The 13061-nt window shown below is 69.5% G+C and carries 13 protein-coding genes; 8 read left to right on the top strand and 5 right to left on the bottom strand.

Annotated features, from left to right (window positions below; all coding sequences use genetic code 11):
• The first annotated feature begins 21 nt into the window (after positions 1-21).
• Together ACFWZ1_RS01905 and ACFWZ1_RS01900 are read left to right on the top strand one after the other, a co-directional pair.
• Positions 22-438 (top strand): universal stress protein, encoded by a 417-nt coding sequence (locus ACFWZ1_RS01905; protein WP_231323154.1) that lies wholly within the window; start codon positions 22-24, stop codon positions 436-438.
• A gap of 114 nt (positions 439-552) precedes the next feature.
• Positions 553-1374: a ferritin-like domain-containing protein gene (locus ACFWZ1_RS01900; protein WP_231323152.1), complete on the top strand. Its 822-nt coding sequence runs from the start codon at positions 553-555 to the stop codon at positions 1372-1374.
• 40 nt (positions 1375-1414) lie between these two features.
• Here ACFWZ1_RS01900 and ACFWZ1_RS01895 read toward each other — a convergent pair whose 3' ends face one another.
• The 3 genes from ACFWZ1_RS01895 to ACFWZ1_RS01885 form a co-directional block, all read right to left on the bottom strand.
• Positions 1415-1837, bottom strand: a complete 423-nt coding sequence (locus ACFWZ1_RS01895; RefSeq protein WP_231323150.1) for a DUF6491 family protein — start codon at positions 1835-1837, stop codon at positions 1415-1417.
• A 64-nt stretch (positions 1838-1901) separates the two neighbouring features.
• Entirely contained in the window at positions 1902-2621 is a 720-nt protein-coding gene (locus tag ACFWZ1_RS01890) for a hypothetical protein (RefSeq protein WP_439665254.1), read from the bottom strand.
• A gap of 96 nt (positions 2622-2717) precedes the next feature.
• Positions 2718-3590 carry a LytTR family DNA-binding domain-containing protein gene (locus ACFWZ1_RS01885; RefSeq protein WP_439665253.1) on the bottom strand — a complete coding sequence of 291 codons (873 nt, stop codon included), beginning with the start codon at positions 3588-3590 and terminating at the stop codon, positions 2718-2720.
• A gap of 217 nt (positions 3591-3807) precedes the next feature.
• On the opposite strand from ACFWZ1_RS01885, the gene ACFWZ1_RS01880 reads away from it, so the two are divergent.
• Positions 3808-5610 (top strand): FAD-dependent oxidoreductase, encoded by a 1803-nt coding sequence (locus ACFWZ1_RS01880; RefSeq protein WP_439665252.1) that lies wholly within the window; start codon positions 3808-3810, stop codon positions 5608-5610.
• 77 nt (positions 5611-5687) lie between these two features.
• Here the strand turns inward: ACFWZ1_RS01880 and ACFWZ1_RS01875 are convergent, their stop codons facing one another.
• Complete coding sequence (locus tag ACFWZ1_RS01875; RefSeq protein ID WP_439665251.1) at positions 5688-5990, bottom strand: DUF3247 family protein; 303 nt, start codon at positions 5988-5990, stop codon at positions 5688-5690.
• A gap of 248 nt (positions 5991-6238) precedes the next feature.
• Here ACFWZ1_RS01875 and ACFWZ1_RS01870 point away from each other — a divergent pair, with 248 nt between their 5' ends.
• From ACFWZ1_RS01870 to ACFWZ1_RS01855, 4 genes are all read left to right on the top strand, one after another.
• Positions 6239-7495: an MFS transporter gene (locus ACFWZ1_RS01870; RefSeq protein ID WP_439665250.1), complete on the top strand. Its 1257-nt coding sequence runs from the start codon at positions 6239-6241 to the stop codon at positions 7493-7495.
• A gap of 43 nt (positions 7496-7538) precedes the next feature.
• Entirely contained in the window at positions 7539-8456 is a 918-nt protein-coding gene (locus tag ACFWZ1_RS01865) for an arginine deiminase-related protein (protein ID WP_439665249.1), read from the top strand.
• A 112-nt stretch (positions 8457-8568) separates the two neighbouring features.
• The gene (locus tag ACFWZ1_RS01860) at positions 8569-10191 is read left to right on the top strand and encodes an alpha/beta hydrolase-fold protein (protein WP_439665248.1); all 1623 of its coding nucleotides are present in this window, start codon (positions 8569-8571) and stop codon (positions 10189-10191) included.
• 343 nt (positions 10192-10534) lie between these two features.
• Positions 10535-10867 (top strand): hypothetical protein, encoded by a 333-nt coding sequence (locus ACFWZ1_RS01855; protein ID WP_439665247.1) that lies wholly within the window; start codon positions 10535-10537, stop codon positions 10865-10867.
• Positions 10868-10927: 60 nt separating this feature from the next.
• Here the strand turns inward: ACFWZ1_RS01855 and ACFWZ1_RS01850 are convergent, their stop codons facing one another.
• Positions 10928-11167, bottom strand: a complete 240-nt coding sequence (locus ACFWZ1_RS01850; protein ID WP_439665246.1) for a hypothetical protein — start codon at positions 11165-11167, stop codon at positions 10928-10930.
• Positions 11168-11345: 178 nt separating this feature from the next.
• Between ACFWZ1_RS01850 and ACFWZ1_RS01845 the strand changes: the two genes are divergently transcribed.
• Positions 11346-12947: an MFS transporter gene (locus ACFWZ1_RS01845; RefSeq protein ID WP_439665245.1), complete on the top strand. Its 1602-nt coding sequence runs from the start codon at positions 11346-11348 to the stop codon at positions 12945-12947.
• The last annotated feature ends 114 nt before the right edge of the window (positions 12948-13061 follow it).

The following is a 13061-nucleotide window of genomic DNA, read 5'->3' as shown; positions in this document are numbered from 1 at the left end:
CCACACGCACGGAGACGCGCCATGTTCAGGTACTCGCTGGTCGGCTACGACGGTTCGCCCTCCTCGCAACGTGCCTTCCAGACCGCGGTCGCGCTGGCGCGATGCGGCCAGGGCCGGGTGCGGGTGGTGTCGGTGCTGCAGGTGACCGAGGGCGGCGCCGACGCGTGCGCGCTGATGATGGCCGACTCCAGCGCCCAGCGCGCGCAGGAACTGCTCGACGAGCTGGTGGCGATGGCGCCGGATGCGCGCGACATGATCGACGTGGAAGTCACCCACGGCAGCCCCGGTGACGTGCTGCTCGGCCAGGTCGAGCAGCGGGGCGTCGACCACATCGTGATCGGCCACACCGAGCGCGGCGCGCTGGCGCGCTGGCTGCTCGGTTCGGTCTCCAGCGACGTGCTGGCGCGCGCGCACGTGCCGGTGACGGTAGTGCCGTAGCAGCCGACGTTCGCGGGGTGGGGCTGGGTTAATCCGCCCGCGTCACGAGTCCGTATGCTGTGTGTCATTCGCCCGTCACGCGCGCTCCAAGCCGCGCCCTCACAGGACACCCGCGTGAGCTATGCCCCTGCCCTGCCCTGGACGCTGGAAAGCCTCGACCTGTCGTGCATCGACCGCACGCGCGTCCGCCACAACGAGGAATTGTTCTTCCTGCTGTGCAGTTCGTCCTTCGTCGAGAGCGGTTCGGACCTCTACACGCACAACCTGGTCGCCCACTTCAACGGCGACGAGGAGCTGCAGACCTGGCTAAGCCAACACTGGGAACACGAGGAACTGCAGCACGGCCGCGCGCTGGCCGCCTACGTGCGCGCGGTATGGCCGGAGTTCGACTGGGACAAGGGCTTCGCCGCCTTCTGGACCGAATACGGCGCGGTCTGCACCGCCGAGGAACTGGAGGACAGCCGCGGATTGGAGCTGGCCGCGCGCTGCGTGGTCGAGACCGGCACCGCCAGCCTGTACCGCGCGCTGCACGAGATCACCGACGAGCCGGTGCTCAAGCAGCTGACCGGCCACATCAAGAGCGACGAGGTGCGGCACTTCAAGTACTTCTACCAGCACTTCCGCCGCTACCGCGAGAACGAGGGGCTGGGTCGCTACAAGGTCTTCCGCGCGGTGCTCAAGCGCGTCAACGAGATCCGCAGCGAGGACAGCGACATCGCGCTGCGCCACGTGTTCGAGCAGTGCTATCCGCAGCACAAGGGCGACCGCGAGGCTTTTCGCCGGATCGCCGGCAAGGCGCAGGATTTGCTGCGCCGGCATATCCCAGCGGAGATGACGGTGAAGATGCTGCTCAAGCCGCTGGATTTTCCGCCGCGGCTGCAGGGCGCGCTGGAGAAGCCGCTGGCGAAGTTGGCGGAGAGGTTGTTCCTCAACTGACGCCCGGCCACTTAGGGCTTCAGCCACCTACGCGAACATCTCAGGACCGGCGCGGCTCCGGCGTGACTTGTCGCTGCTCCTGCTGCAACGCCTTGAGCTTGCCCACGTCGACCGGACGGATCTGGTGGATCGCGCAGGGCAACTGGTTGCGCCCCGTGATCACCTTGTCGAAGTTGATCGTCACCTGGTTGAGGTTGGACGTGATCCCGATCGTGTTGGCGAACGGCAACTCGGTGCAGCCAGGCACGTCGAGCAGCCAGGCTTCCTTCGGCTTGGTGTAGATCACCACCTGGTCGCTGCCCAAAGATTCCCACGACCACATCGGCATGAAGAAGCGAAAGCTCCTGACCGGCGCGCCGGCGGCCGCCGCATAGGCGGCCTGGCGTTGCGCGTAGGGAATGCTGGAACAGCCGGCCAGGGCCACCATCGCGGCACCGGCCAGCAGGATAGGTTTCAATGACATGGCGCTGCTCCTTTCGGGTCGACCCGCCTGACCGATAACGCATCGGCGGCGGGCCGGTGCACGCTCATTTCTTTTTCGGCAGCGCCTTCCACTTGGCCGGGTCGAAGCCGCCTACCTCGTAGACCAGGGTTTCCTTTTTCTCGCCGTCGACCAGGGTCACGTCCATGGTGATCTTCCTCGCCTTCTTCATCCTAGCGATGAAGTCGTCGTCGTCGCGGATCATCAGCGCTGGCTCGCCGGTGGACGGCGCGAACGCCCTGATGCCGTGTTCCTTGCCGTCGAAGGTGGCGTGGATGGTGCAGTTGCCGCGGCAGACGAAGCCGTGCCCGCCGCCGTACAGGAACACGTTCTGGCCCCAGTCGGTGTGCCGGCGCAGCACCAGCCGCACGCGATCGTTGCCGGCGCCCTGACTGGAGTACGTGGTCGCGGTGGACTGCGTGCCGCCCTGCATCGGCGAGACCTGGTACTGCCACAGCGCGTCGAGCCGGCGCTTCTCGCTTTCTTCCTTCCAGCGCTTCTCGATGCCGGGCAGAGTCTGCTGCACTTCCTTGGCCGCGGCGCTGTCGGGATAACGGTCGAGGATGTCGTGGCCCATGGTCACCGTCATCTCGTCGTTGTGGATGCGCACGAGCTGGCGGTAAGTGTCGAGCTTGCGCGCGGCGTCATCGTTCTGCGCCGAGGCCGCCGGCGCGCTGGCCGCCTGCTCCTGGTCCTGCGAATTGCAGCCGGCCAGGGCCAGCACGCCGCACAGCACGGCCACGGATGGATGGAACGGCAGCTTCATCAGGCGCTCTCCGGGCAAGGGGAAGGCCCTAGCGTGGGACGCGCAGGCGGACGGTGCAAGCGCAGGCCGTCGTTGCAGGCACCCGCAGCGAGCCCGCTAGACCGCAGCCGCCTCGCCAAAGCGCTCGCGCAGCTGCGCGCGGTAGCGCCGGCTGCAGGGGATGATCGCGCCGTCGCGCAACTTCAGCCGCGCATCGCCAGTGTCCAGCGGCTCGATCTCGGCCAGGAAGTCGAGGTTGGCCACGTAGCTGCGATGCACGCGCACGAAGCGCGTGGGGTCGAGCCGCTCCTCGATCGCCGCCATGGTGGAGCGCAGCGGATAGTCGCGCCCGCGCACGCGCAGGTTCACGTAGTTGCCGGCGGCCTGCAGCCATTCGATCTCGCGCGCGTTGACCAGGAACTCCCTGCCCAGCTTGCGCACCAGGAAGCGCTCGGGCCGCTCCACCGGCTCCACCGGCGGGCCCTCGTCGGGCGCCGCCAGCAGCCGCGCCTCGCCCTGCCAGCGCACCAGCCACAACCGCGACAGGCTGATCAGGGCAATGATGATGAAGTAGGTCCGGAAGTCCTTCAGGTACTCGTAGCCGAAGCCCGGCTCCCAGCGGCCGAAGTCGTAGCGGACGCCCGCCACGCGGTAGGCCAGCACGCGCAGCGCCACCATGCCGGTCACATGCACCAGGCTGAACGGCACGGTGGCGAGCAGGTGCCAGGGCAGGCTGGTGCGCCAGGTGTCGAAGCGGAACGGCCAGCGCCGCTCCGCCGCCAGGATGGCGGGTACCAGTACCAGGATCACCAGCGAGCTGGTCCACTCCCATACCCACGGTTCCCAGGCCGCGACGCGGGCGTGGTCGATCTGCGCCACCATGCTGTTGAACACGGTGTTGAGGATCGCCAGGCCTACCCAGAAGGCGACCTCGGCCGGACGGCGCCAGCGGTGGAAGTCGCGGTATTCGAGGGTGGGAGTGGGAGGCATCGGGCGATTCTAGTGGGGCGCGGGCGAGCGTGACCGACACCCGTGCTCGTACCGGCCCTCCCCTTCAAGGCAGGTTGCGCCGCGACGGGTGTTGGGCGCCCCGCGACTCGTCCCGCGACCCCGCCACTCATCCCAACCCACCCGCCGCCGGGCACCTGGCCCACGCCACCGGCGGCACCGTGGCGTAAGTTGCACCGACCGCCACGGAGGACCGCCCATGAAACGACGCGAACTGCTCAAGGCTGCGCTGGCCCTGCCGCTGCTGCCCGCCCTGCTGCGCAACGCCCAGGCGCTGCCCGCCGCGCTGGCCGGCGCCGTGCGCGCGCGGCTGCGCCCCGGCCAGCCGGGCTGGCCAGCGCCGGCCGAGTGGGAGGCGCTCAAGCGGGCCGTGGGCGGCCGCCTGCTCAAGCCGGTATCGCCGTTCGCCGGCGGCCCGGGCACGGCCGCCTATGCCGAGGCGGTCCGGCAACTGAAGAACCCGTTCGCGCTGGGCGACGATCCGGCGCTCACCCAGACCAGCGGCTGGGCCGACGCCTGGACCTCGCGGCCCAGCGCCTACGCGGTGGCGGCCGAGTCGGCCGCCGACGTGGCGACGGCGGTGACCTTCGCGCGGCGGCATCGGTTGCGACTGGTGGTCAAGGGCGGCGGGCACAGCTACCAGGGCACCTCCGAGGCGCCCGACTCGCTGCTGGTCTGGCCGCGGCGCATGAACAAGGTCACCCTGCACGAGGGCTTCGTGCCCAGCGGCGGCGAAGGCAAGGTGGCGCCGCTGCCGGCGGTCAGCGTGGGGGCCGGCGCGATGTGGATCGACGTGTATCACGCGGTGACCACGCTCGGCGGGCGCTACGTGCAGGGTGGCGGCTGCACCACCGTCGGCGTGGCCGGGCTGGTGCAGAGCGGCGGCTTCGGCAGTTTCTCCAAGGGCTTCGGCACGGCCGCGTCCAACCTGCTGGAAGCCGAGGTGGTCACGGCCGACGGCGCGGTGCTGACCGTCAGCGAGCATGCGCATCCGGAATTGTTCTGGGGCCTCAAGGGCGGCGGTGGCGGCAGCCTGGGCGTGGTGACCCGGCTGACCCTGCGCACGTTCGAGCTGCCGCCATTCTTCGGCGCGGTGTTCGGCACCATCCAGGCGTCCTCCGACGAGGCCTACCGGGCACTGCTGGCGCGGGCGATCACGTTCTATCGCGAGGCGCTGTTCAACCGGCACTGGGGCGAGCAGATGACTTTCGCGCCGGACAACACCCTGTCGATCAACATGGTGTTCCAGGGCTTGACGCAGGCGCAGGCCGAACAGGCGTGGAAGCCCTTCTTCGACTGGGTGCGAGCGCACGACGAATACAGCTTCGCCGAGGCACCGCGCACGCTGGCGTTGCCCGCGCAGCACTTCTGGGACGCGGACTTCTTCCGCCAGCACGCGCCGCAGCTGATGGTGAACGACGACCGCCCCGGCACGCCGTCCTACCACATGGTCTGGGCCGGCGATCGCGGCCAGGTCGGCTGGTTCATCCACGCCTATCAGTCGGCATGGCTGCCGGCTGCGCTGCTTGCCCCCGGGCGGCAGTCGGCGCTGGCCGATGCCTTGTTCGCCGCTTCGCGCCGGCACGACTTCGCGCTGCATTTCAACAAGGGCATGGCCGGTGGCGAGCCCTCGGCGATCGCGCGTACGCGCGATACCGCCATGAACCCCCAGGTGGCCGACGCCTTTGCCCTGGCGATCTGCGCCGATGGCAGCGGCCCGGCCTTTCCGGGGTTGCGCGAAGCGGACCTGGGCCAGGCGCGCGGCGACGCGGCGGCGGTCGCGGGTGCGATGGAGGCACTGCGCAGGGTCGCACCGCACGCCGGCTCGTACGTGTCCGAGAGCGACTACTTCCTGCGAGACTGGCAGCGCGGCTTCTGGGGATCGAACTATGCGCGGCTGCTGCGCGCCAAGCACCGCTACGATCCCGATGGGTTGTTCGTCGTGCACCACGGCGTGGGAAGCGAGGGCTGGAGCGCGGACGGGTTCACGCGCGTCGGATAGATTCCCGCAGGGGCGCGCACCTGTGCGCGACCGCCCTGTCTTCGGGTCGCGCCCTGAGGCCTTCCCAAGGAGCCGCGTCAGGCGCGCAGTTGCGCGTCGGAATCCAGGTGTTCGATGCGCTCGATCTGGTCGAACCAGATGTAGCGTTTCCATTCGGACGTGCCCAGCTGTTCCAGGTGCACGACGCCGTTGCTGCCCTCGTTGCCGTCGCCGTCGTAGAACTCCTGCACGGTCGGGCGGGCGGCGACCACGCCGTCGCAGGTGCTGCCGTCGGCCAGGTGCAGGCGCACGCGGGCACCGTTCTGCAGGTGCTCGACCATGCCATTGAAGCGGGCGATGGTGGGCTGGTCGGTGTAGACGTGTTCGGCCTGGCGGCCCATGGCCGGTCTCCTGCTGCGGCGATGGGGCGAGGCTAGGGCGGGCATGGGCAAGTGCTCGTGAAGTCTGCGGCAGGGGCGCCCTATCCGCCTGCCGTCACCTTCCCGGCCCGGCGGGGAAGGCTCGATACCAGCGCCGCGCACCGATCCTTCCCCCATTCCTTGGGAAGGCGCCGGCAGGGCGGATGGTCGCGCTCGTGCGAATGGCCACCCGAGGCGATAATTCCACTGTTCAAGCCCCTGGACTCCCCATGCCCACCGACTCACTGCTCCAGCATCGCGCCTTCGTGCAGTTCTGGTTCGCCCGCATCGCCTCGGGCTTCGGTTTCCAGATGCTCTCGGTGGCGGTGGCGTGGCAGATCTACGCGATCACCGGCCGCGCCCTGGACCTGGGGTTGATCGGCCTGGTGCAGTTCTTCCCCTCGGTGCTGCTGGCGCTGCCGGCCGGCCACGTCGCCGACCAGTTCGAGCGTCGGCGCGTGGTGCTGATCGGGCAGATCGTGGAATGGTGCGCGATCGCCGCGCTGGCGGTATTGAGCTTCACCGGGCGCATCCACGAGGCCGGCATCCTGGCGCTGGTGTTCGTGATCAGCACGGCCAAGGCGTTCGAGTCACCCTCGATGTCCTCGCTGCTGCCGGCGCTGGTGCCGCCGGCGATCCTGCCGCGCGCGGTGGCGGTCAGCGGCTCGGCCTTCCAGATGGCCATGGTGCTGGGTCCGGCGGTAGGCGGCCTGCTCTACGTGGCCGGGCCGGGCGTCGTCTATGCGACGGCGGCGGGCCTGTACCTGATCGCCGCCACGCTGATGGCGCAGCTTCGCTACGAGCAGACGCCGCCCAGGCGCGAGCCGGCGACGCTGAAATCGCTGTTCGCCGGCGTGCACTTCATCCGCGAGCGCAAGGACGTGCTCGGGGTGATCTCGCTGGACCTGTTCGCCGTGCTGTTCGGCGGCGCCACCGCGCTGCTGCCCATCTTCGCCAAGGACATCCTGCACACCGGCCCCTGGGGTTTGGGCCTGCTGCGCGCGGCGCCGGCGGTGGGCGCACTGCTGATGTCCTTCTGGCTGGCCCGGCACGACCTGACGCGGCGGGTGGGCATGATCATGTTCGGCTCGGTAGCAGGCTTCGGCGTGGCGACGCTGGTGTTCGCGCTGTCCTCGTGGATGTGGCTGTCGTTGATTGCGCTGTTCGCAGGCGGCGCGTTCGACATGGTGAGCATGGTGATCCGCGGCTCGATGGTGCAGCTGGACACGCCCGATGCGATGCGCGGGCGGGTCAACGCGGTCAACTCGATCTTCATCAACACCTCCAACCAGCTGGGCGAGTTCGAGTCCGGCCTGGTCGCGGCCTGGCTGGGCGCGGTGGGCGCAGCGGTGCTGGGCGGCGTCGGCACGCTGGCGGTGGTGGGGCTGTGGATGGCGATGTTCCCCGGCCTGCGCCGCCGCCAGAAGCTGCACCTGGAGCCGGAGGCGATCGAGGTGGCCGAGGAGGCCGGCGCCAAGACCATTTGAGCGGCGGGCGCTTACCATGGCGTGTCCCTGAGGAGCCCAAGCCGTGATCGTCACTTCGCCCGCCGCCTTCCTCGACGCCTTCGCGGCCTTGCCGCCGCTCCCCCATGCCCAGGCCACCGCGCGCGCGGCGTTCCTGCTCGCCCCGGCGGAATTCGCGCTGGCCGAAGAGTCGGCCAGCGACAACCGCTACATGGACATGGAGCTTGCGGTCGATCCGCTGCGCGCGCTGGCCCAGCACGCGGCGCTGGCGCAAGCGCTGCGCGCCGACTGCCCGGTGGTCACCTTCCCCGGCGATGCCAGCACCCCGGATGCGGTGTTCCCCAACAACGTGTTCGCGACCGCGCCGGGGCGACTGATCGTCGGGCGCATGCGCCACGCGGTGCGCCAGCGCGAGGCCGGGCGGCGGGATGTACGCGACTTCTTCGCCCAGGTGCTCGGCTATGAGGAGATCGACTTGTCCTGCCGCACCGACTGCGTGGCCGAACTGACCGGTGCGCTGGTGATCGACCGCGCCCGCGGTGTGGGCTATTGCGGCCTGTCCGAACGCTGCGACGAGGCCGGCGCGTGGGCGATGCACGAGGCGTTCGGACTGCGGCTCACGTTCTGCTTCCCGCTTGCCGCGGGCGAATACCACACCAACGTGGTGCTGGCATTGCTAGCCAGTCGCGCCGCGATCGTGGCGCCGGACGGCTTCGCCGATCCGGCCGTGCCCGCGGCGATCGCCCGGGCGTACGGCGAGCGTGCGCTGTGGCTCACGCCGGCGCAGAAACAGGCCTTCGCCGGCAACGCGATCGCGCTGTCGGACGAGCGGGTGTGGATGAGCGGCGCGGCCGCCGCCGCGCTCACCGACGCGCAGCGCCAGGCGCTGTCCGGCTGGGGCTTCCGCATCGGCGCGGTGGCGCTGGACGAGATCGAGAAGGCCGGTGGCAGTTTGCGGTGTTGCGTGGCGGAGATTTTCTGACGGCGAGCCCGTTTGCGATGCCTGCAGGAATTTTGGAGATTCGGCAGGTCGCGAACGGGACGCTGGCAGCGGGCAGTGTGAAGCGCGCCAGCCAACCGCTACGATCGCCGGCATGACCACGCCCCTCGCCCTCCTGCGCCTTGCCGGCGCCGCCCTCCTCGTCCTGGCCACCCTGCCTGCCGCGCAGGCGGCGGACGGCCCGCGCATCCAGGTCAGCTTCAGCGCCAAGGCGCACGCGCAACCGATCACCGGGCGCGTCTATGTCGCGGTCAGCCGCAGCAACGAAACCGCGCCGATCGAGCAGACCGACATCACCGGCGTGCCGCTGTTCGGCCACGACGTCACGGCGCTCGCGCCCGGCCAGGCGGCGATCATCGATGCCGACGACTTCGGCGCGCCGTTGACCAGCCTGCGCCAGCTTCCCGCCGGCGACTACTGGATGCAGCCCTTCGTCAACGTCTACACCGAATTCAAGCGCGCGGACGGCCATACCGTTTGGCTGCACATGGACCAGTGGGAAGGCCAGGACTTCAAGCACTCGCCCGGCAACCTCTACGGCAAGCCGGTGAAGGTGCACTACGACCCCGCCGCGCCGACGCCGGTGACGCTGGTGGCCGACCAGGTGATCCCACCGATCGCGTTCCCGAAGGACACGCCCTACGTCAAGCGCTTCCGCATCAAGAGCAAGCTCCTGAGCGACTGGTGGGGCCAGCCGATCTATCTGGGCGCCACGGTGCTGCTGCCGAAGGACTACGACAAACACCCGGACGTGCGCTACCCGGTGATCTACGAGCAAGGCCACTTCTCCACCCGCGCGCCCGGCGGCTTCGACCATCCGAAGTCGGGCTTTCGCGATTACTGGCTGGCCGACGGCACGCCGCGCTACATCATGATCAGCCTGCAGCATCCCTCGCCCTACTACGACGACTCCTACGCGGTGAACTCGGCCAACGAGGGCCCGTACGACGACGCCATCCACCAGGAGCTGCTGCCGGACATCCAGAAGCGCTTCCGCACCATCGACGCACCGTGGGCGCGCATCCTGGAAGGCGGTTCCACCGGCGGCTGGATCGCGATGGCGCAGATGCTCTTCCACCCGGACTACTACGGCGCCACCTTCGCCTCCTGCCCGGACGCGCTGGACTTCCGCCATCACCAGGTGGTGAACATCTACGACGACGCCAACGCGTACTGGCTCGACAAGGGCTGGGTGAAGGTCGAGCGCGTGGACACGCGCCAGCCCGACGGCAACGTCGACGCCATGATGAAGGACGAGAACTGGTACGAGCTGGCCGTGGGCGACCACAGCCGTTCCGGTGGCCAGTGGGACATCTGGGAGGCGGCGTTCGGTCCGGTTGGTGCGGACGGCTATCCGGAGCGGCTCTGGGACAAGCGCACGGGCGTGATCGACCACGACGTCGCACAGTACTGGAAGGCGCACTTCGACCTGCGCCACCTGCTTCAGTCGCAATGGGCCACGCTGGGGCCGAAGGTGACCGACAAGATCCACATCTACGTGGGCGACGCCGACACCTACAACCTCAACATGGGCGTGCGAGCGATGGATGCGTTCCTCAAGAGTGCGCGCAACCCGTCCTTCCGCGGCAGCGTGACCTACCAGCCGATGGCGCCGCACTGCTGGGGTCCTCGCGGCAAAGAGCTGATCGAGACGGTCACGCGATACATCGACGGTCATGCGCCCGCCGACGCGGATCGCATGGGCTGGCGCTACTGAGCCGGCGATCGCCGTCCACCACCTCGACAGTTCACGCGCCGAGCGTCTTCTGGCCGTTGGACGAACTGGCCAGGATTAACGCGCCGAGCGCTTTGGTGCGCCGGCGAGGAGTCCGGCGCCGACATCGCGATGCGCTTACCGCCGGAAGCGGCCAGCGCGCGGTGGCCTCGATGCGCGGCGTCCCCTTTTGTGGACATGGCCCGAGCGCTTCGACGCGCGGTCCGTTCGAACGCGCTGGCGAGTACCGACCCGGCTAAGGCCAGCCTGAACCGGGGGGAGCAGTTTCGACGCCCCTCTCACGCCGCGGCGGTCAGGCTGGGGCCTCGACGCACAGGAGGCCTCAATGAACCGAACCCACGATATCGAGCAGCGTCTCGACGGCGCCAGCGAACGCGTCCGCGACCGGGTGCGCCAGTACGCATCCGGCACCGCCGACACGGCCAGCAACCTGGTCGAGCGTGGCCGCCGCCTGACCACGCGCCTTGGCCGCCACAGCGCCGGCTACGGCAAGCAGATCTCGCACATGGCCGAGGACCTGGCCGACGAAGCGAGCTACCAGTACCGCCGCGCGCGCCGCCACGCCAGCCGCCACCCCGTGGCGACCGTGGCCGTGGTCGCCGGCACCATCGGCGCATTCTTCCTGCTGCGTAAATTGCTGCGCAGCGACGAGGACTGACGCGCCCTCGCGCCCCCCCGCCAGGGAGGGCGCCGCGGGGGTGCGCGATCACAGAGCCGATCAACCGCGCATGCGCGGCTCAGGGACCGACGGGGTGTGCGGGTCGATCGGTGGCACCTCCGGCTGCTGCGGCCGGCCCGGATCGATCGGGTCGTTCGGGCGCTGCGGCGGTGGGTCCTGCTGCGGATGCTCGGGCTCGCCGGGTGGACCGCCAAGCGACCAGCCCGTCCGCCCGCGATGCGAGGGAGAGATCGGCGCGACCGCGGCGCCGTGCATGTACTCGATCATGGGATCCTGCATATGGCTGCCTGTGCGGCGAGTATCGGCAACCCGCCGTGCGGGCTGCGCGAAAGGACTGTTCACTTTGCGCATGGCCGCGCTCGCGAGCCTTGACGCCCCCCGGAGAGCCGCGGACATCCCGCGGGGCTGCGGCATCCCGGCAGGGTAAGCTTGGCCGTCCCTCGCTACCCCTGCCCGCATGCCCCACAAGAGCGTCACCTTCCACCACCCGATCGCCTTCTGGGCCGGTTGCCTTTGCGTGATTGCCGGCGTGCTGGCGCACCTGCCGATGTTGGCGATGGCCGCGCCGATGCATTACCGGCTGGCCGGCATGCCGATGGACAACCTGATGCTGATCGGCATGGGGCTGGTCCCGCTGGGCGTTCTGTTGTCCGGCTACGGCCTGATGCCGCGACTGGCGCAGATGCGCCGCACGCTGCATGCCGACGCCAGCCCGCTGCCGTTCCACGTGGCCGACCACGTGCCGCTCAACCGCGAACACTGGAAGCTGGTGGCCGTGCTGACCATGGCGCTGGCGGTGGACGTGATGAAGCCGGCGACGATCGGTTTCGTGATGCCGGGCATGTCCTCCGAATACGGCATCAGCGCGGCCACCGGCGGCCTGCTGGCGCTCTCGGCGCTGATCGGCACCACGGTCGGTTCGGTCGTGTGGGGGCGCCTGGGCGACCTGTTCGGACGGCGCGCCACCATCCTGCTCTCGGCGCTGATGTTCATGGGCACCTCGATCTGCGGCGCGATGCCCTCGTTCGGCTGGAACCTGGTGATGTGCTTCATGATGGGCGCTGCCGCCGGCGGCATGCTGCCGATCACCTTCACGCTGATGGCCGAAACCATTCCGACCGCGCACCGTGGCTGGCTGCTGGTGGCGCTCGGTGGCGTCGGCACCTCGGCCGGCTATCTGCTCGCCTCCGGCGCGGCAACGCTGTTCGAGCCGACCTACAGCTGGCGCGCGTTATGGCTGCTCAACCTGCCCACGGGCGCCCTGATCGTGCTGCTCAACCGCTACATCCCCGAGTCGCCGCGCTTCCTCGCGCTGGCCGGGCTGGAGGAGCAGGCGCGCGCGGTGCTGCTGAAGTTTTCCGGCAACCAGCCGCCGGCCCGCGAGGTCGCGCCGCTGCCGGCGGAAACCCACGCGCACGGCGTCGAACGCATCGGCATGCGCCAGTTGTTGCGCGGCCGGCATGCGGCGATCACCTGGGGCCTGATGGTGTGCGCGGTGGCGTGGGGGCTGGCCAACTTCGGCTTCCTGCTGTGGCTGCCGGCGAACCTGGTCAAGCTGGGCATCGATGCGCAGGCGAGCGCCGCGCTGCTGGCGCGCTCGGCAGTGCTCGCGTTGCCGGGTATCGCCGTGGTGGTGGCCTGTTACCAGCGCTGGAGCAGCATCCGCACGCTGGTGCTGTTCATCGCATTGACGGCGGCGTCGCTGCTGCTGTTCTTCGCGATCGGAATGGTGGAGCTGCGCTCCAATGCGCTGACCACGGCCGCCACGGTGGCGCTGCTGCTCAGCATCAGCGGCGTGATCGCGACGCTGATTCCCTATGCGGCGGAGATCTACCCCGTGCACCTGCGCAGCACCGGCGCCGGGCTGATCGCCGGCGGCTCCAAGCTCGGCGGCATCCTCGGCGCGCTGCTGGGCGTGCTCGGGCTGTTCGAGCACTTCATGCTGTCGGCGCTGCTGATCGCGCTGCCGATGGGGCTGGCGGCGTGGCTGCTGGTGCGACGCGGGATCGAGACGCGTGGGCACGGGCTGGAGGCGATCCAGCAGGTGTTGTCCGAGTAGGCCTCGGCAGGCGCATTGCCTGCGCTCGGTACGAGCGAATTCGCGGGCTGAAGCTGTGTGCCGAAAGCGCCTCGCGCACGAAGCAGTACTTGCCCATGCTTGCATAGCCTCCTG

This window comes from Frateuria sp. GZRe14 (assembly GCF_051900395.1).
GTDB classification, from domain to species: Bacteria; Pseudomonadota; Gammaproteobacteria; order Xanthomonadales; family Rhodanobacteraceae; genus Frateuria_A; species Frateuria_A edaphi.
The sequence above is the reverse complement of the archived record's forward strand: the minus strand, read 5'-3'. Positions and strand labels throughout refer to the sequence as shown.